We start from the raw sequence: 18,163 nt of genomic DNA, 5'->3' as shown, positions 1-18,163 counted from the left end.
GAGGTTAGGTTGTCTACTTTAACCTCGCTATACCCCCTCACACCCATTCAACTTTCAACGCTGCGATACCTATCACAATTGCGCCCTAATTTTTGATACTCTCGACGGGCTGCCTTGAGTAGGTGCTTCATTCCAGTCGTTCCATTGGCATTTGGGGCTAAGAAAGCAGCAGCTAGAGCAATGTTTTTAATATTGCCACCCGCAAGGTTCCCGTGGTGGTGTTCCAATCCTCAATACCTTAGCTCCGAAGGGGCGCGCCCTCAGCGAAAGTTCCAATCCTCACCCAGCCCGAAAGCTGGGCGCAATTGATGATATGAGTACATAAAAACTAAATACTATTTAGTTCCAATCCTCACCCAGCCCGAAAGCTGGGCGCAATTCGTGGTAGCGGTAGACAGCATGAAAATCCACCAATGGTTCCAATCCTCACCCAGCCCGAAAGCTGGGCGCAATAGATCATGCTACATCTGCTGGTAATCGCTATTTTGGGTTCCAATCCTCACCCAGCCCGAAAGCTGGGCGCAATTTCGATCGCTCTGCGATAATGGGGGCGATCGATGTGGTTCCAATCCTCACCCAGCCCGAAAGCTGGGCGCAATCGCAAACCTCGAACAGATGCGATCGATATTAATTGTTCCAATCCTCACCCAGCCCGAAAGCTGGGCGCAATATCCATGGAGCTAATACTAGAGGCAGAATCTGAAGAGTTCCAATCCTCACCCAGCCCGAAAGCTGGGCGCAATTGAGTAAAACTTGATATCGCCCTTAGCCCGGATGTGTTCCAATCCTCACCCAGCCCGAAAGCTGGGCGCAATCCACCTCGTAAACTTGCAGCGTTTTGTAGAGATAGGTTCCAATCCTCACCCAGCCCGAAAGCTGGGCGCAATCAAAGATTTGTGAGATTTTGAGAAAACAGTTGGTTCCAATCCTCACCCAGCCCGAAAGCTGGGCGCAATTTGATCAAGCCTGACAAGGAGTTAAAAGCAATTCTTGTTCCAATCCTCACCCAGCCCGAAAGCTGGGCGCAATTGATAACGCCGCGCAGCAACTCAACCGGGCGATCATCTAGTTCCAATCCTCACCCAGCCCGAAAGCTGGGCGCAATCCCAGTAGATTCAGTAGGGGCGATCGTTGGGAAGGTTCCAATCCTCACCCAGCCCGAAAGCTGGGCGCAATAAACAAGTATTTCGTTTGCTGGACTGGAAATATTGTTCCAATCCTCACCCAGCCCGAAAGCTGGGCGCAATCGATCGTTTCTATTCGATCGCCTGTTTGTATATTGTTCCAATCCTCACCCAGCCCGAAAGCTGGGCGCAATTGCCAGCGAGTTAGCACAAATTTTGATGTAACAATAGTTCCAATCCTCACCCAGCCCGAAAGCTGGGCGCAATGGCGATCGGGCTTGGCACGGCTGCCAGAGCCATAGGTTCCAATCCTCACCCAGCCCGAAAGCTGGGCGCAATGGAGGAGTGCCGATGCTAGTAGGTTGCCTCACTTGTGTTCCAATCCTCACCCAGCCCGAAAGCTGGGCGCAATATAAAGTCAAATGCGGACTGACGAAGGCGTTCATTTTGTTCCAATCCTCACCCAGCCCGAAAGCTGGGCGCAATAACCGAGTATACACCATTCGCAGCATCTCGTTCTTGAGTTCCAATCCTCACCCAGCCCGAAAGCTGGGCGCAATGACCCCTAACCTGGATTTTGTGGATCATTAAACGGTTCCAATCCTCACCCAGCCCGAAAGCTGGGCGCAATGAACGTTTAGGGTCCAACCATCCGAGAGATCAACGGTTCCAATCCTCACCCAGCCCGAAAGCTGGGCGCAATCGTAAATCCGATCTACCCCGTGCTTATGATCTTTTTGTTCCAATCCTCACCCAGCCCGAAAGCTGGGCGCAATCGTCGGTTGGCGATTTGGCTAACTAATGGAGATTGGTTCCAATCCTCACCCAGCCCGAAAGCTGGGCGCAATTTTCATTAGCTTTTCAACTGCTGAAAGCTTGTCGTGTTCCAATCCTCACCCAGCCCGAAAGCTGGGCGCAATATAGATTATTGTCGAAATTTCGCTCACCATTATCGGTTCCAATCCTCACCCAGCCCGAAAGCTGGGCGCAATTTTAGAGGGGGGTAAGAATGGAGTAACTGGTTGAGGGTTCCAATCCTCACCCAGCCCGAAAGCTGGGCGCAATTCAGTAGACCTATGGATAGAACAACTTCTAGCGTTCCAATCCTCACCCAGCCCGAAAGCTGGGCGCAATCTTAAAAAACTTAGAAAATCAGGCAACCCCGCTCACAAAGTTCCAATCCTCACCCAGCCCGAAAGCTGGGCGCAATTTACTATAGCTGAGTCTTTACCCGCCGATAGGACAGGGTTCCAATCCTCACCCAGCCCGAAAGCTGGGCGCAATCAGTTAGGGATAAGTAAACCGTCTACCCAGTTAATAGTTCCAATCCTCACCCAGCCCGAAAGCTGGGCGCAATGCGGTTATTGCAGAGATCAAGCCTGAAGACTATGTAGTTCCAATCCTCACCCAGCCCGAAAGCTGGGCGCAATCTACAACGATATGCTCGTAGTTCTTATTAACGGTTAAGTTCCAATCCTCACCCAGCCCGAAAGCTGGGCGCAATAGCGTTTATTTTAAACCCTTACAGGTCAAACATTTCAGCCAATTCCTCCGCGAACCTACCAAAATCATCATTATATGCTCCTCTCAAAAACACAGCCATACTACTCAAATCCAGTCCTTATAAGCCTTCGCGAACCTCCTGGGAAAAAGACTCCCGCTATAGGTTCGCGCTATAAAATCAGGGGTTCATCAAAATCTGTATACTTGTCTACCCCAAACGACAATACCGATCGCTCTCTTGGAGCCAATAAACGGTAAAACCGAATGCTATCTGTTTGCTTATCAATCACTTGAACCAACTGGGCTTGGAACATCTCATACTGCGCCTCATTCACCCGACACTCAAACACCGAAAACTGAACCCGTTGACCATAGTTCTTACAAAGCGTTGCCACCTTCCGCAACCGATTTCGCCCTGCCTTCGTCTCCGTATTGACATCGTATGACACCAAAATATCCATTGCTCAAGCCCGTAAAATAAATGGCTGATAACTTGGTACGTCTCCCCGTAGATGTCTTGCCAGTAGACGCGCCTGCACATGGGGCACCAAACCTAACGGCATCCGATGCCCTACAATCGGATGCATCATCTCCTCCTGTTTGCGCTTCTGATACGCCGCCAGCAGTGTTTTGCGCCCCTCCTCGCTTAAAGAAATCGCTCCACCCGGACGCTCTGTAAAATCATCCGGCGTAATCTGCCCCCGATTAATTAATGTCAACACTAATCGATCTGCCATCAACGATCGCAACTCCTCCATCAAATCCAGCGCCAGCGAAGGCTTTCCTGGACGCACCGCATGTAAAAAACCCATTTGCGGATCTAACCCCACGCTTTCACAAGCCGACACACAATCGCTTGTCAATAAGGTATAGGTAAATGACAACAGCGCATTAATTGGATCAAGCGGCGGATGCTTCGATCGCTCCACAAACTCAAACGCCTCTCGGTTCTGCCGGATCATCGCGGTAAAACTACCAAAATAAGCCCGTGCTGCATAACCTTCTACCCCCCGCAATTTATCCAAATCCGCTGCCGTTTCTGCACTGCGAATCCCCTCCGCTTGGACTTGCGCCGCCAGCTTCAGCATCGACTGATCTGCCTCCCCCTTTGCCTCCCTCGCCGATCGCATCACCACATTTCGCGCATTTTGTAGCTTTCCCGCCACCATACACCGCGCGATCGCCAACGCCTTCTCTGCATCACTCACCGTTTCATGCTGCGATCGCCGTAGTAACACGTTCCCCGTCGTCGCTCCTACCAGCCGCCCCTTAAACTTTCCATACGCTGTCAACCACACCACATTTCGCCCATCTACTGCGCACTTATGAATCAAAAATGGACTCATCAGCACATTACCAAATGTCACAATTCCACCCAAATGATGCAACGGAATTTGGAACTTCATTTCCTTCTCAACTTCCACCTTCAATGTCTCATGATCAAGCCGCAGATATGAACCTTGAGTTTGCACATACAGCGTATTTAAAATCTGCTTCATTCCTCAGTCACCTCAAATAAACGTTGCCGTTTAGCAGAAGACTCAAACTGCTTCACCGCCTCTGGCATACAGGTTTCAATTAACGAACAATCTTCACAACGCGGATCATTCACAGGCGGCGGTAATTGTTGCGCTTGCAGCATCGCGCGCGTGTCTAAAATCGTTTGCAACGTCAACTGCCGCAGCGCTAGCTCAAACTGCACCTCCCGCCGCCGCCGTGATCCGTGATGAAAAATTGCCCCAGCAGGAATTTCGCAGCCCATCATTTCTTCTAAACACAGCGCCTGGGCGCAAAGCTGGACATCATCGGCATCCCGTCCCTTTTTGGAACCCGCCTTATACTCCACCGGATAAGGTCTACCGTCTGGGGAAAACTCCACCACATCCGAAATCCCTTTCAGACCTAGCTTGTGAGAGTAGAGTGGTAGCGATCGCTCCACACGTATGCCCTCCTCGATCGCCTCATCCCCCGGCGTATGAACCTTCTCATGCACCCGCAATCCTCGCAGCGTATAAATATTTTCTGTCCAAGATTGTTCAATATGAATCAATGCACATTGCCGAGGACAAAACACAAAATGCTGAAGTGCACTCAGCATCACATACTCCATCTCATCGAAAGCCATAAATTATTTAGCCGTTATTGGGCAACATCGGGAGCATCAATCCAAAAATCTGAACGCAGCACATCTACCAAAGCATAGGGGCACTGTTCAGGAAAAGTAGCGATCGCCAGTTGGGTTTCATCCGCTGCTTTTACACGAGCTTGTTGATAGGCTCCCTCAAGCAGATCTGGAACGAGTCCTTTGAGACTGGGGCTATCTTCCAGAACCAACTCAAGCTGAATGCGTTGTTCGGTAATCGTCGATTGCCAGCTATGGCTGCGGCGCTCAGACTGAAACTGCCATTTCAGTAGATGAATCAGCAACACTCGTAAACGGCTAGCCAACTCACGTTTTTCCGATCGCCCCACACTCTCAATTTCCTCCGCCAAGTTTTCTATATCAAGCTGATCGAATCGCCCTTCTCGCAGGGCAGTCGCCATCTGCTGTGTCCATAGGAAGAAGTCTTGCTCATACAAATCAGTTGCTTCAACTTCAGAGAGCGATCGCTCTAACATGGCTCAATCTCCCAGACGACAACTGCCTCCATCATACTGCTTACACCAACTGCGTCAGACGCACACCGCTAGGCAGATTGACATCATCAATCGTCACCCCATAATCTCCAAACTGACGAGGAACCGTGCCTTCATGATTTAACGCTACAGCAATTCGCTCAAACAATTTGTGCGCCGGAGCATTGCCCAGTTTCGACTCATGACTAAACACATATAGCCCACGCGGAGCCATCATTCCCCGGCTGGCGGAGCGATCGAACTCCCACATTTTGACCAGCGCATCCCAGAACAGTTCGAGATCTTTAGCGGTTACACCCGTTTGATCAGCTAAGCACGGCGAATAAAAGCCGTAACCTTTGTACAAGCCATAAGGGATTAAAGTCTTACGCCCAATGGTTTGCAGCTTTTCTCGATCTTTCGCATCGGTTACTGCAACACGAGTCACCGCCAAATCAACTGGCTGCACCGGATCAAGCGATCGCGCAAACGTTAGCTGCATTGCGCCCCGAACCTGTCCCGCATTCAGCCCTGTAGACATTACCGCCCCAAACATCCGCACATCATAGAAGTTGGCACACATCCACTTTTTCGCCTTTTCAGCATTGGCACGATTTTTGTCGGGCTTACCCGCTTTTTTCACCAAGTCTTTAATAAACTTGCTCAGTGCCTTAGTTTGGGTGAACAATTCTGCAACCGTATCCAGTTCATAGAAAACTTTCAGCTCATCTTCTGAAAGTTCACCACTGTATTCCAGCGTTGCATCTACCTCACCCGATTCTTCATCGTTATCCACAAACTTAAACGCAGGCGGTAGATAGGGCTGCACTTCCCGCAACGCTGCCAGAACTTTATCGTCTACTTTTTCTTTAGCAGACTTTCCGATCGCAATACCCTCCGCCACATAAGCCCGACGGATTTGGTCATTCAAAACACCATGATGTTCCACAAAGATTTTCAACCGTTCTTTTTCTCCCTCAGCCGCCTCATATTCGGCATAGGTTGCAATGTAATTCCGCACCTTGCGTTTGAGAGAAACATCCGTCACTAAACCTTGAGAGGTTTCGACATCGGTACGAGGCATGTTGCCACCATCGGGATCACCGTTGGGATTACCATCGATAACATCAAACAAAAGAACAAAATCGTGACGGTAGCTGGGATTGAGATGGTGAGTCATGAGGAATATCTTACGGATGAGTTTGAAACAAAAATGAGAATAACCTTGCCGCTATTTTTCAGCTTTAGTCGCTTCAGCTTTGGCTTTTGCCGCTGCACGATCGCCCGCTCGTTGGTGGTAATACCCCAACCCAAATAGCCCCTGCTGCTGCAAATTCAGCGTCTTTGGGAACATGGGCAATCTCAGCGTAATGTCTTCAACTCTCTCTTCCAGAGCTTTGCAAGTTCCGGGTGTAGTTTTCCGCAGCTTAGAAAAGTGTGCCCTTGCGCCTCGTAGCAGCGGCGGAAAGGCAACGCTGGGCGTGCTAGATGCTGCCCCATAGTAGCGATCGGTCAACGATGCATTGACCGATCCGATCGCCGATCGCTGAATCGCTTCCAGTACTGCTAACAATCGCCCACAAGAGTAAGCTGCTAAGTCATTCCCCTGTAAATTAGGATTGGGATTTAACTGTTCCATATTCGTCATCATGTCTCTTCGTTTTAAATCACTTGAAAAAATCAGCTTCAGCAACACTGCACGCGGATAGTTAATTTTCTGTTCATCGACCCGGTTACGGCGAATCAATTTCATGAGCAAATCATCAGGGAGGCGATCGCCATGCAAAGCACAACGAATCAACGCCATCGGTGCAGAAGCCTGCATTTCCTTAGAAGCATCTCGGTAGACACTAGCCGCCAAAGTATAAACGCTGAACGGACGCGACTCTGCACCATAGGCATCAACTAACTGTTGATATTGAAACCATCGATGCAGGTTTTCCTGAACATTAGGAACCGTTGTTTCTAGCCAATCTCTTACTACTGCTCTCGCGTTACTAGCAGTGAGTGCCAACGCATAGAACTTGTTAACTTTCTCGTCATTTAAGCTCAAAGACTGTTGAGCGTTGAATGGTGACTTGAACAAGGCTTCTACTTCTTCAGCTTTAGGCTGACTTAAATAAGCTAGTGGGCTAAACGCCGTCTTCTCTCTAGTCCAGAAAACGTAAGCAGTTGAGCCAATATAAATCCGCGACTGTGGATCACTAATCAACCCATTTAACGCTTTAGCAAACTTTTCTGCCGCATCACGAGAGATCGGAGAAGTCAGTGAATTCTGCAAGCCATAAGACATAAAGGGGGCAGAGTTCGCTGAAACCAAAGCCGTTCCAGAAGGTTGCCCCCCAATTAAACCTTTCACCAGAAACGGCAATCGGGCTTCAACCACGCATTCCTCACCCGTAACCAAGCAAGTCATGATCGGATTTTTGCCCCCGGATTCGTCTCCACTGTCACTCGCCGTGTATTTCCCCCAAAACTCCTCCACCCGTTTTAGCCTGTAGTCAGCAGCAGCCGGAATAATCGCCCCTACCCGGAAGGTCACCACTTCACTAGGATCAAAATCTTTGTGCTTCAGTAATTCTGCTTTAACTGGCTCCAATTCATCAGAATTGAGAAATCGTAAAACAGCTTGAACGCTAGGTTCTTGAGTCACATCAACGCAAGTTTGCAGCAATTGCTTAAATTGCTCGTGACATTCCACCACGCGTTCAGGCTTAGACGTTGCTCGTCCAATCCCCAAAACATACTCGCCCGTATCTGCCAAAAGCTTAGGCTTTACGCCAACCGTCCGCCCAATGTGCGGTGCAATGGTCGGTGTCCCTCGCTTGGCTTCTTTCGTTTTGAGGCAGACAATGCCCTCATAATTACCTGCTTCGGTCAAGCTAATCCACCATGCCACCTTTGTTTCGCCATACATGGTCGGCGGCAAACTCATGCGATTTTCAGCGTAATCTTTGAGTTTAGAAAGAATCATGTCGGCACACTTAATACACCATTGTCCAACCGTGCTCGAAAAAACTTGGGCTGAGCTTTGCCCTTGGTCACTCTTGCACCTGATTCATCGTGAGTAAAATATTCTAGTGTTGGTGAATCAGTAGTGACCGTAAATTCTACGTCTAGCAGCATCAAGCCCAACTCATCGCTGTAGGAAATGGGATGATCATCCGGTTCGGGTTCGCCGAAGAAAGCGCTGAACTCGCGTGTTCCTAAATAGGGCTGATGGTGACACTGCCCTTTTTTGATTCGCCGCCGAAATTGATCTCGATATTTCGCCTCGTTCTCGTTGGCGTGAGCTTTGAGTTCAACATCAGCTTTAATTAGATATGCCACATCACGTAATCCTAACGTATGGCGTTGAGCGCGATCGTCATCCGCAAAATAGCGATAGTTTTCGCTCTTAGCAGAACTTGGACTTTGCCAACTATTAATCTCGTTCCGCACAATCGAAAAATGCTGAATCGGCTTCAGCACCTCAATTTCTCGTACCTTCCAACAAAATTCTGGCTTCCAAAACACTGCTTCCAAAACGCCTTTTGCTGCGCTCGGAGTCATGACCGGATAACTCACGCGCTCTGCCCCAAATTCTGGACGGGTGAAGCAAGCGTAGTCAGCCCAAACTTTCACCATTAACGGTGGACTCATTGATATCCTCTAAACAAGGGTACACGACATTCCCAGACGTAATATTGGTTCAGAGGTTATTGCGATCGCCTCAAGAGCTTGAAAAAACGTCGGTAGTAATTCTACGTATAGTAAACATGAACTCTGACCATCTACGAAATCGTAGATTCCTCTAGTCATAATTCCCAAAACTCTCACGTTGATTGCATATTGCCTCGCCATAATTAGAATATGGATTCACCAAGCTTTGCATCTCACAAATTTGATTTTCTTGAGTTGTCACAATTTGACTAACCAATGATTCAATGTCAGAAATATCTTGCTGGAGCGCTTCAGCCCTGCTCTGCAAAGCTCGTAATTGCCTAAAGAAATAGGTTGATTGGTTCTTCGATTCAATAGACACAGAATTTGCCTCTCCAGTAATTTAAGCTGCTGCCAGTATCATAACGTGAAAGTATCAAACTTACTATTTTTTTGGGGGCAAAAGCCCCCTACTATCAGCCAGTATCATGAACGTGTTCCAATCCTCATCTAAGCGAAACACACTTAGATGCCTATGCGATTTCACCTTATCACTATTGGGGATCTGTTAAAGCAGTTGCTTAAGGATCGTCCCATCCCGCATATTTTATTGCCAAATCAAATCCGCCGGATCACGAACGATCGCCTCATCCCCAATTGCAATCCCTTTTAACCGCCTGTCATAATGACCTAACCAAAGCCAAATTCCCGGCGCAATCTCCTCCCGCAATTCCTCTGTGGTCTTAAAGTCTCGGTTTCGCAAGCTAACTAAATAAGGCTGGAGCGATCGCACATCTCCTGCCCGCAAGCCGCGCCGCCGCACCTGCTGAACTATCTCACCAGCCCGATCATCATATTCCACCAATACGGCTGTCGTATCATCTGGAATCATCTGAAAACGCGCTGCCACCTCTGGAAAATCATACGCCGCCCGATATTTTTGTACCTCCTGCGCATCCGTATTTAACCCCTGATACAGCCGCCGAAAATAATCCTCAAAGATACTCGGATCATTCCAGTCAAGATTTTCACAATTCAGCAAAATCGAGGTTTCCTCAAAGGCTTTGCGATATTCTCCATGTGGCATTTTGCCATCTTGGGGATAAAACACAATAACCTGTCCTTTTTCCAGTCTGCGCCCTTCCCGATTACAACGTCCCGCTGCCTGGACAATCCGATCTAACGGCCCGATCGCCCGATATACTACTGGAAAATCTAGATCTACACCTGCCTCTACCACCTGTGTGGATACAAGGGTACAAGGCTGAGGATGACTAAAATTAAGGCGATCGCGCACCTGCTGTAACACTTTACGTCGATGTTGACCACACAACAATGTGGATAGATGAAATACCCCATCTGCCTCACCTGTATCCATAGCATCTAACACAGCCAACGCATCTTTGCGAGTATTCAAAATTACCAGCGCTTGCTCATGCTGCTGAACCTCTTGTGCGACATCTGCCCAACTCCACTTTACCGATGGCACCGCATATTCCACTCGGCTCAATGCCGTAAAATGATGCTTTGCCAGATTGACAGGTACAATGTCTCGCACTGTTCCCTCAGCAAATCCCTCTAAATAAGGCGTTTCACCTTCCAATGCGGGTTGAGTTGCGGTACATAGCACTACGCTGACATGATACTGCCGACACAGTTCTTTCAGAACGCTGAGAATTGGTTTTAGTAACCCAGCAGGTAACGTTTGCACTTCATCTAGAATAATGACACTGTTAACAATATTGTGAAGCTTACGGCAACGACTTGTGCGATTAGCAAATAAGCTCTCAAAGAGTTGCATTGTTGTGGTGACAATAAGTGGAGCATCCCAATTTTGTGTCGCCAATCGGGCTTGCGCTTGACGCGATCGCGCATCTTCTTCGTTCCCCTCATCCGGCTTCACAGCACTGTGATGCTCTAGCACTGCATTTTGTCCAAAAATGCCGCGATAAACATCTACAGTTTGTTCAATAATGCTGGTGTAAGGTACTGCTACAATGACGCGATCGAGATGGTGTTTTACTGCATGAGCCAAAGCAAACGCCAGACCGCTCCGGGTTTTACCACCGCCTGTAGGCACAGCTAAACGAAACACTCCTGGCTCCAGAGCGGCAGCCTCTAAACAAGTTTGGTACACCTGCGATCGCACTTGATTAACAGGCGTATTCTGAACATCTCTGAGCAATTTATTTTGATTAATTTGTAATGCTTTCCACAGATCTGCTGCCTTGGCGATCGATGCTCTTTGTCTTGTAGTTTCAGAATCAAAATGTGTTTCTGTATCCAAATAATCAGCATCTACCAAACAGGAAAAAAGTAGCCTGAGCAACAGTTCATACCCATACTCGTCTTGAACCAGTGCCAGTAATTGCTGGCTAGCTTCTGGTGACACCTCAAAGCTAATCTCTTCAGCCGCAGCGTTCTGCAAAATCTCTTGATAAGCAGTAGCATTTATTTGCGCCAGCCTGTTCTGCATATGAGTCACTTGCGGCAAACCACCATGATGTCCATAGATTAGCTGGGTAATCGGCTCAAACTTTTCTGCTGCTAGCTTTGCACCATAAATTGCATGGGGAATTCGGCTGAGCGGTGCTGGTACTCCTAAGCGAGACGCTACTTCACACTGTGATAAATAGGCTTGAAACTCAGAATTATATTTACCTAAGTCATGCCAAAGTCCTGCATAGTAACCCACTTCACCTGCCTGAAACTTAGCAGCTAACAATCTGGCTCTGATTGCTACTTTCTTGAGATGGGCGTTGAGTGGATGCCATTCCTGACTCTCGTTGGGTGTATGAGCAGAAAATATTGGCTTTGTCATGAGTTCCATCCTTGAAGCATAGTTAGCAAGTATAGAGCTTAGGAAATATTACTATCAAATAGCACCCATGGCTAATCAATCCTCATGTGATCAAAATCAGCTACTCCGCAATGTGAAGTGGGCAATGTAGAGTAAGCAATCAAAGCGCGTTTTATTAATTCTGCCTTCGAAGAAACATTGAGATTACAAAGCTTGAAACTCTCTAATCCATAGGCATCCTAGAGCTAATGGATATCTTGATAAAAACGTTCTAAAATTAATATTAATGCCGTTACTATCACCGCTACTCTCATCATTCCCTCTGGTATACAGGGTTAGGTATGCTACTCAACCTTATCTTGAGCCATCTAATGACTTCCCAACTCGATCGCATTGAACGTTTACTGCTTGAAACAAAACTGGGCTTCAGTAGTGGTAGCCAACGAGTGCCCGTCTATTGCAACCGTTCTAAAGGTGGGCTTTGGTACACCTTAGATAAAGTTGGCGATGACCTGGTGCCGAGAACCATTGAAGGCGATCGCCTCACTTGCTATCTCGAAGGCTTGTTAATTAAGTCTGTCACCCGCAAGAAGAAGGGTGAGTGCGATAAGTTCCGGCTTTATGTGCAGGGCGATCGCCCTTATGTCTTAGAGTCCGGCTGGTCAACTCTGCCCAAAGAACAATCTTTCGCTAAGAGCTTGGTCTGGACAATTGCGCACATGACTCAGCAGCAATTACAACAGCCGATCATCTTAAACCCGCATCCAGGAGAAGAGGATGGCGTGATGTTTTGCCGCATGATTCAAGAGGGCAAATCTATTTATGTTGAACGCCAGGGTGAACCAAATTGGGATGATGTGTTAGAACGAGCGATCGCAAATTTGGAACACGCTACAGGGCGCAGTTTCCGAGAGAAACCAGAAGAAGCACTGCTGGAAGAAACGCCCCCCGACCCTTTAGCTCAAGTGCCACCCTCAGAGATGCCGTTGATGGATAGAGTTAATCACCTGCTCAAGCGTCTGGATGACATTGAAAAATGCCGTCAGTTCTATCACTGGATCACCGATAGAGCGGTCTGGAAGCAAGTTAATGAGGTTCCGGCAACGGCATCCTCCGTCAAGCAAGAATTGGCAAAGGCGATCGCCAATCTCGCGCCTGACGATTTAAGCCCTGTCCGCGCCCTGACTGATGTTCAGCTTAACAGGCTGGGCTGGGAAGCCGAGAAGACTCAAAATACCTTGTTGCAGCGGTATGGCAAGCGATCGCGATCTGCATTAGGCGTGTCCGAGCTTTATTTGTTTCTTTGGTATTTAGAAGGGCAGCAGCAGGCAAGTTTGCAGAGAGTTGGGTAGGGAGAGAATGAACATGGCGATCGCATTTTGAGAGGGCGATCGCCTCTAGCGTTTAATGACACACGGGTGTTTGTGCCTGTCATAAGGTCGCGCACAAACATTTTAGGGAGTTTAGAACTGGGTCATCTCTGCGGGCGTTGGCGGCAGCTTTATCAGGCTCTCTATGCATACAAGGGTTGGCGGTTGCGATCGCCTCTGATCGCAATTGATGACGACGAGGATATTAGTCATATCTCTGAAGCAGAATTTAACAACCTTTGCCAGACATTCAAACCCATTTGAATGTCTGGTTGAATACACCTCAGTTTCGCCCCATCGATCGCCAACTGCGACAAAACCTGGAAAAACCTTTCACAGCCAGTAAGGCAAGCAGTTGGGACAAACGGTCTACGACTGGCTGATTCGTCCGTTAGAACCTGCGTTGCAGACACAGTCAATTACACGCTCACGTTTGTGCTTAATGGATCACTGCACAATGTTCCAATAGCAGCGCTGTACGTTGATCCTGCCTGTGTTCGCACTTTCACCTGCACCGCTACTTTTGCCAGACTTAGACTTCGGCTCCCTCAGTTACCTTCTCGATACGTTTTCACAGTAAACCACTACCAAGAGACGATCGTACTCAATCGCTTCGGTCATGAATCTATGGTGCTACAATTTAGCCGTCAGTTAGGTAGTTTGTACTGTATCAGAGTTAGTAGAAGAAGTATACGCTTTATCTTACCGATCGCCCACCATCAAATAAGCTGCATCCACCACCATTCCGACCAACGTTACCGAGTTGTTCGTTGGAGCCACCAAGCGATCGCGTCCTACCTGATCCAAATAATCAAATCGCCCCGATACAAACACAACGATCGCTGCCTGAACCATCATTGCTTTGACTAAATCGACTTGCCGTCGCACCTGCTGTTCCTTTTCCATTGGAGATGATTCAGCAAAGATACGCCCCTGACCATCTTGCCAATTATTCAAATCCACTACCACTACATCTATATCGCGTCCTCGCTGGGGCTGAGTGCAAAACTGCACCTGAAACCCTCGGGTTTCTAATAATGCTAACTCTCGCGGCTGCATTTGTGCGTCTAGCAACCAATACGCCACTTGCGCTCGATCGACCACACTTTCGCGTTCTAGCGATCGCCGCACAACATCAATGCGATGATCTGCGATCGCTGCCATTCTCTCCTCCACCTGTCGAGTCACTGCCGCCTTCGCTGTATCCTTTGCCTCCTTCAAACTCTTCCCAAATAAAAACGTCAAAATTCCGATGCCTAGCGCCGACAAAATCCCGACAAAATAAACGCCATCCTTCATGGCGCTAACAAAGGTCTTAAAGCTCTCACTCAACTTCTGATTTTCATCTGCCAACAGCTTCAGCTTCTCGGTAAACTCTGCCCCCTGCCGCGCATTTTCCCTCGCCAAAAACTCAAGCTGCTGTCGCAAAAACTCGACTTGTGAGGTTGCAGCCCCATCAGGCGTTTGCGCCAGCCCGTGCCAGCCGTGCAAACTGTGAAATCCATCTAAGATAGCTAGCCCGTTTACCAACCCATTCATATGCCACACTCACAATCTCTCCCCAAATAATACAGGGGTTAGCGAAGGGGGAGCCGCTAGAGGCGTACATTATTTAATAGAAACTAGAGCTTGCTACAGAGATTTTCTTGATACAAACAATGCCAATTAGCTTAAGTGTCCATTCCGCCGCAAAATAATTTATCACATCATAGATTGTGATGCGCGTGCCAGAAATCGTTAATTCATGTCCTGTACGTCCGATCGCAGCTTGTTCATCATTGAATGTTGGATTAGATGTTGAAGTCATACTCGTTCACTGCTCGGAGATTCACGTATTTATCTCACAGCCGTTAAACTTTCAGCCCGATCGCCACTCTTTTGAGGTTGCACTTTAACCAGTTGGACAGCACAAGCTTTAAGCTCCGGTTGCTTAGAAATAGGACAGCATTCTGGGTGCGTCATCGCATTTGCTTCAGCATGGTCTGCCCACAATTCGCCCCAGTGCATGGGCACAAAAACTGTCCCTGGACTAATGGCTTTCGTCAGCTTTACCGGGAACCGAGCTTTCCCCCGCCGCGATTTCACCTCGACCCAATCTTTGTCTTTAATGCCCAGCGCCCTTGCATCTTTAGGATGAACTTCGAGAAATGGGTGGGGGTGCATTTTTTGAAGTTTTTCAATCCGTCCAGTGCGGGTTAAGGTGTGCCAATGCCCGTACAGTCGTCCGTTGGTTAATACCAGCGGATAGCGTTCATCGGGGGGTTCTGCTAAGCCGCGCGAGTGGAAAGCCACAAACCGTGCTTTTTGATCGGGAGTATGAAACTTGAGGTCGGTGTATAAACGGCTGGAAGCAATGGCGACCGATGCAATATCCCATTTTTCTTGAGGGTCTTCTAGCGGGCAAGGCCATTGAATCGCCCCTTGTATTCGCAGGCGATCGTGGCTTAACCCTGTCATGTCGCAAGGGCGACCTGCGGTCATTTGCACAAACTCTTGGTAAACTTCAGCCGATCGCCAGAAGCTAAATTGTTTTTCAAACCCCAAGCGCCGCCCCACTTCGGCAAAGATTTCCCAGTCGGCTTTAGCTTCTCTGGGCGCAGAACGGAACGCCGGACAAAGGGTGACGCGGCGTTCGGAGTTGGTCATTGCGCCCGTTTTTTCGCTCCACTGCGTTGCAGGCAGCAGAATGTGGGCGTAGGCAGCGGTTTCTGCCGGATAGTATGCATCTTGGTAAATGGTGAGGGGCGATCGCTTTAATGCAGCTTTAGTGCGATCGATATCAGGCATACTGACGGCAGGGTTAGTTGCCGCTACCCAAAGAAACTGCACGGCTCCTGTTTCTAGCCCCGTGATCATTTCCCAGGCGGTTCGTCCTGGTTCGGGTGAAATATCTCCCTCTTGCAGTCCCCACAATTTTTCCACTTCAGCGCGATGTTCTGGATTTTTGACCAGGCGATATCCTGGCAAAAGATGAGACAATCCACCCGTTTCGCGTCCACCCATGGCATTCGGTTGTCCGGTTAGAGAAAAGGGCCCAGCGCCCGGTCTGCCGATTTGTCCGCTCATTAAATGGAGATTAATTAAAGAGCAGACTTTAGCGGTGCCTTCTGAAGATTGGTTGACACCCATCGACCACATTGACAGGACATTGTTGGCGTTTGCCCAATATTCTGCCGCCGTTTCCAACATCCGTGTCGAAATACCGCAGCGTTTTGCCACCAGTTCTGGTGGATAGAAGTTCGCAATTTTTTCAAATTCACGGAAGCCTGTGGTGTGAGCGTCAATGAATTGTTGGTCGAAGCAGCCCCAGCGTAAGAGCAAATTGCCAATGCCATTGAGCAAATCCACGTCAGTACCAGGACGAATGGCTAAGTGCAAATCAGCGGCTTCGGCGGTTGCCGTTTTGCGAGGGTCAACCACAATTAATTTAACGTTGCGATTTTTTTTGTGGTACTTCTCGAAGCGATTAAAAATAATGGGATGACAGTCAGCAGTATTTGTCCCTATTAAAAAAGCGCAGTCGGTTTTTTCCAGGTCGTCGTAACAGCAAGGGGGACCATCGGCACCAAAACTTTGAATGTAACCGGACACGGCGGAAGACATGCACAAGCGAGAGTTCGCGTCAAAATTATTGGTGCCCAAACAGCCTTTCATTAGCTTTTGTGCAAGGTAGTAATCTTCGGTTTGAAACTGCCCAGAACCGTACATGCAAAGCGCATCTGCACCATGGGTGTGCCGTACAGCCTGAATATGGCTGACGATGCGATTCAGGGCTTCATCCCAGCTAACCCGCCGAAAAGGTTGGTCTAACGACTCGCGCATCATGGGGTATTGGAGCCGATCTTTATTCAGTGATTCGGTAATGGTTGCGCCTTTAACGCAGACCATGCCTTCACTGGAGGGATGGGAGCGATCGCCCCGCACCTGCCACATGGGGTTACCTTCACTGTCTCGGCTTACCGGTTTACCGGGCTGGGCTGGCGGCAACACTTCCAACCCGCAGCCTACCCCACAATAAGGACATAATGTTTTAACTGAATCTGTTGCCATCGGAGTTGCCTCCAACCCTGAGAATATATTCTGCGATCACATCTGCACCATAGCGAGAAAAATGGGCAATATCCGCTACTTTTGCTACTAAACCTGCTCAGCCCACCGGAAACCGCCCAAAATGAATGCAACAACTGCATGACCTGATTACACGCAGTTATTGCATTCACAGGAATTGAACTTAGGACTCAAAATTATTGAGCAGAAAAGCGAAGAGGAACTACTCGCTATGGGCATAGCGGCTGAACAAGAAGTCTAGCGCCTGGTTGCGGAGTGCGTAGTAGCGTGGGTCATCCATAATTTGACTGCGATTACGAGGTCGAGCAAAAGGAACCGTCATGATTTCACCAATTTTTGCGCTAGGGCCGTTGGTCATCATGACGACGCGATCGGCAAGAAATAATGCCTCATCAATGTCGTGGGTAATCATCATGATAGTGACGCGATGATCAGTCCAAATTTGCAATAGTTCTTCTTGCAGTTCTTCTTTGGTGATGGCATCCAGGGCACCGAACGGTTCATCCAAAACTAATACCTCTGGATAGGTGGATAAAGCCCGGGCGATCGCTACTCGCTGCTTCATCCCACCCGAAATTTGACCCGGCTTTTTATTTGCCGCTTCCTCCAGTCCCACCATGGCTAAGTGCTTGTGAACTAGCTCAGTTTTCTCTGCTTTCGACTTATCAGGATGAACAGCTTTAACTGCCAAATACACATTCTCAAACACGGTTTTCCAGGGCAGCAAACAGTAGTTTTGAAACACTACCATGCGATCGGGCCCTGGGCGCTCAATCACCTCTCCCTTCAGCCTGACTTCGCCGCTAGAAGGTTGACGAAATCCAGAAACCATGTCGAGCAACGTTGATTTACCGCAACCCGAGTGACCAATGACGCAGACGAATTCGCCTTCATCGACCGTGAGACTGATGCCATCTAAGACGGTATAAGCGCCTTTGGGGGTGTCGTAAACCTTAGAGACGTTGTTGATGTCTAGGAAGGGTTGGGGCACGGTAGTCGGAGAATGAATCACAGTTTCTGAGTATGTTTGCATAAGGATT

General features: G+C 48.6%; 17 protein-coding genes and 1 CRISPR repeat array. Of the genes, 3 read left to right on the top strand and 14 right to left on the bottom strand.

Annotated features, from left to right (window positions below; all coding sequences use genetic code 11):
- Positions 1–47 precede the first annotated feature (47 nt).
- The 10 genes from KME11_05390 to cas3 form a co-directional block, all read right to left on the bottom strand.
- A complete protein-coding gene (locus KME11_05390) occupies positions 48–227 on the bottom strand; it encodes a hypothetical protein (protein MBW4514641.1) in 180 nt (59 codons plus the stop codon).
- Between the two features lie 42 nt (positions 228–269).
- Positions 270–2,628: a CRISPR direct-repeat array (repeat unit 37 nt; unit sequence GTTCCAATCCTCACCCAGCCCGAAAGCTGGGCGCAAT).
- Positions 2,629–2,797: 169 nt separating this feature from the next.
- Complete coding sequence (gene cas2 / locus KME11_05385; protein ID MBW4514640.1) at positions 2,798–3,088, bottom strand: CRISPR-associated endonuclease Cas2; 291 nt, start codon at positions 3,086–3,088, stop codon at positions 2,798–2,800.
- A gap of 3 nt (positions 3,089–3,091) precedes the next feature.
- Positions 3,092–4,126 carry a type I-C CRISPR-associated endonuclease Cas1c gene (gene cas1c / locus KME11_05380; GenBank protein MBW4514639.1) on the bottom strand — a complete coding sequence of 345 codons (1,035 nt, stop codon included), beginning with the start codon at positions 4,124–4,126 and terminating at the stop codon, positions 3,092–3,094.
- Positions 4,123–4,737, bottom strand: coding sequence for a CRISPR-associated protein Cas4 (cas4, locus tag KME11_05375; protein MBW4514638.1), 615 nt, complete (start codon positions 4,735–4,737; stop codon positions 4,123–4,125). Before cas4 ends, cas1c begins: the two co-directional genes overlap by 4 nt.
- A gap of 29 nt (positions 4,738–4,766) precedes the next feature.
- Positions 4,767–5,246 carry a DUF29 domain-containing protein gene (locus KME11_05370; GenBank protein MBW4514637.1) on the bottom strand — a complete coding sequence of 160 codons (480 nt, stop codon included), beginning with the start codon at positions 5,244–5,246 and terminating at the stop codon, positions 4,767–4,769.
- A 40-nt stretch (positions 5,247–5,286) separates the two neighbouring features.
- Positions 5,287–6,423, bottom strand: coding sequence for a type I-C CRISPR-associated protein Cas7/Csd2 (gene cas7c, locus KME11_05365; GenBank protein MBW4514636.1), 1,137 nt, complete (start codon positions 6,421–6,423; stop codon positions 5,287–5,289).
- Between the two features lie 51 nt (positions 6,424–6,474).
- Positions 6,475–8,217 carry a type I-C CRISPR-associated protein Cas8c/Csd1 gene (cas8c, locus tag KME11_05360; protein MBW4514635.1) on the bottom strand — a complete coding sequence of 581 codons (1,743 nt, stop codon included), beginning with the start codon at positions 8,215–8,217 and terminating at the stop codon, positions 6,475–6,477.
- The gene (gene cas5c, locus KME11_05355) at positions 8,214–8,885 is read right to left on the bottom strand and encodes a type I-C CRISPR-associated protein Cas5c (protein MBW4514634.1); all 672 of its coding nucleotides are present in this window, start codon (positions 8,883–8,885) and stop codon (positions 8,214–8,216) included. The genes cas8c and cas5c overlap by 4 nt, the downstream gene beginning before the upstream one ends.
- Before the next feature lie 151 nt (positions 8,886–9,036).
- A complete protein-coding gene (locus KME11_05350; GenBank protein ID MBW4514633.1) occupies positions 9,037–9,267 on the bottom strand; it encodes a hypothetical protein in 231 nt (76 codons plus the stop codon).
- Between the two features lie 225 nt (positions 9,268–9,492).
- A complete protein-coding gene (gene cas3, locus KME11_05345; protein ID MBW4514632.1) occupies positions 9,493–11,706 on the bottom strand; it encodes a CRISPR-associated helicase Cas3' in 2,214 nt (737 codons plus the stop codon).
- A gap of 350 nt (positions 11,707–12,056) precedes the next feature.
- Between cas3 and KME11_05340 the strand changes: the two genes are divergently transcribed.
- Genes KME11_05340 through KME11_05330 form a run of 3 tightly spaced genes read left to right on the top strand, consistent with a single transcriptional unit; the run spans position 12,057 to position 13,438 of the window.
- Positions 12,057–13,037 (top strand): hypothetical protein, encoded by a 981-nt coding sequence (locus KME11_05340; protein MBW4514631.1) that lies wholly within the window; start codon positions 12,057–12,059, stop codon positions 13,035–13,037.
- A 27-nt stretch (positions 13,038–13,064) separates the two neighbouring features.
- On the top strand, positions 13,065–13,319 hold the full coding sequence (locus tag KME11_05335; protein MBW4514630.1) for a hypothetical protein: 255 nt from the start codon (positions 13,065–13,067) through the stop codon (positions 13,317–13,319).
- On the top strand, positions 13,295–13,438 hold the full coding sequence (locus tag KME11_05330) for a hypothetical protein (GenBank protein ID MBW4514629.1): 144 nt from the start codon (positions 13,295–13,297) through the stop codon (positions 13,436–13,438). Before KME11_05335 ends, KME11_05330 begins: the two co-directional genes overlap by 25 nt.
- 319 nt (positions 13,439–13,757) lie before the next feature.
- Here KME11_05330 and KME11_05325 read toward each other — a convergent pair whose 3' ends face one another.
- From KME11_05325 to KME11_05310, 4 genes are all read right to left on the bottom strand, one after another.
- Positions 13,758–14,594 (bottom strand): hypothetical protein, encoded by an 837-nt coding sequence (locus tag KME11_05325; protein MBW4514628.1) that lies wholly within the window; start codon positions 14,592–14,594, stop codon positions 13,758–13,760.
- Between the two features lie 73 nt (positions 14,595–14,667).
- Positions 14,668–14,862: a hypothetical protein gene (locus tag KME11_05320; protein MBW4514627.1), complete on the bottom strand. Its 195-nt coding sequence runs from the start codon at positions 14,860–14,862 to the stop codon at positions 14,668–14,670.
- A 29-nt stretch (positions 14,863–14,891) separates the two neighbouring features.
- Positions 14,892–17,105: a nitrate reductase gene (locus KME11_05315; protein MBW4514626.1), complete on the bottom strand. Its 2,214-nt coding sequence runs from the start codon at positions 17,103–17,105 to the stop codon at positions 14,892–14,894.
- A 220-nt stretch (positions 17,106–17,325) separates the two neighbouring features.
- Positions 17,326–18,156 carry a nitrate ABC transporter ATP-binding protein gene (locus tag KME11_05310; GenBank protein ID MBW4514625.1) on the bottom strand — a complete coding sequence of 277 codons (831 nt, stop codon included), beginning with the start codon at positions 18,154–18,156 and terminating at the stop codon, positions 17,326–17,328.
- Between the last annotated feature and the right edge of the window lie 7 nt (positions 18,157–18,163).

Origin of the sequence: Timaviella obliquedivisa GSE-PSE-MK23-08B (assembly GCA_019358855.1) — a bacterium.
GTDB lineage: Bacteria > Cyanobacteriota > Cyanobacteriia > Elainellales > Elainellaceae > Timaviella > Timaviella obliquedivisa.
Note: the sequence above shows the minus strand (reverse complement) of the source record. Positions and strands in the feature narration are given on the sequence as shown.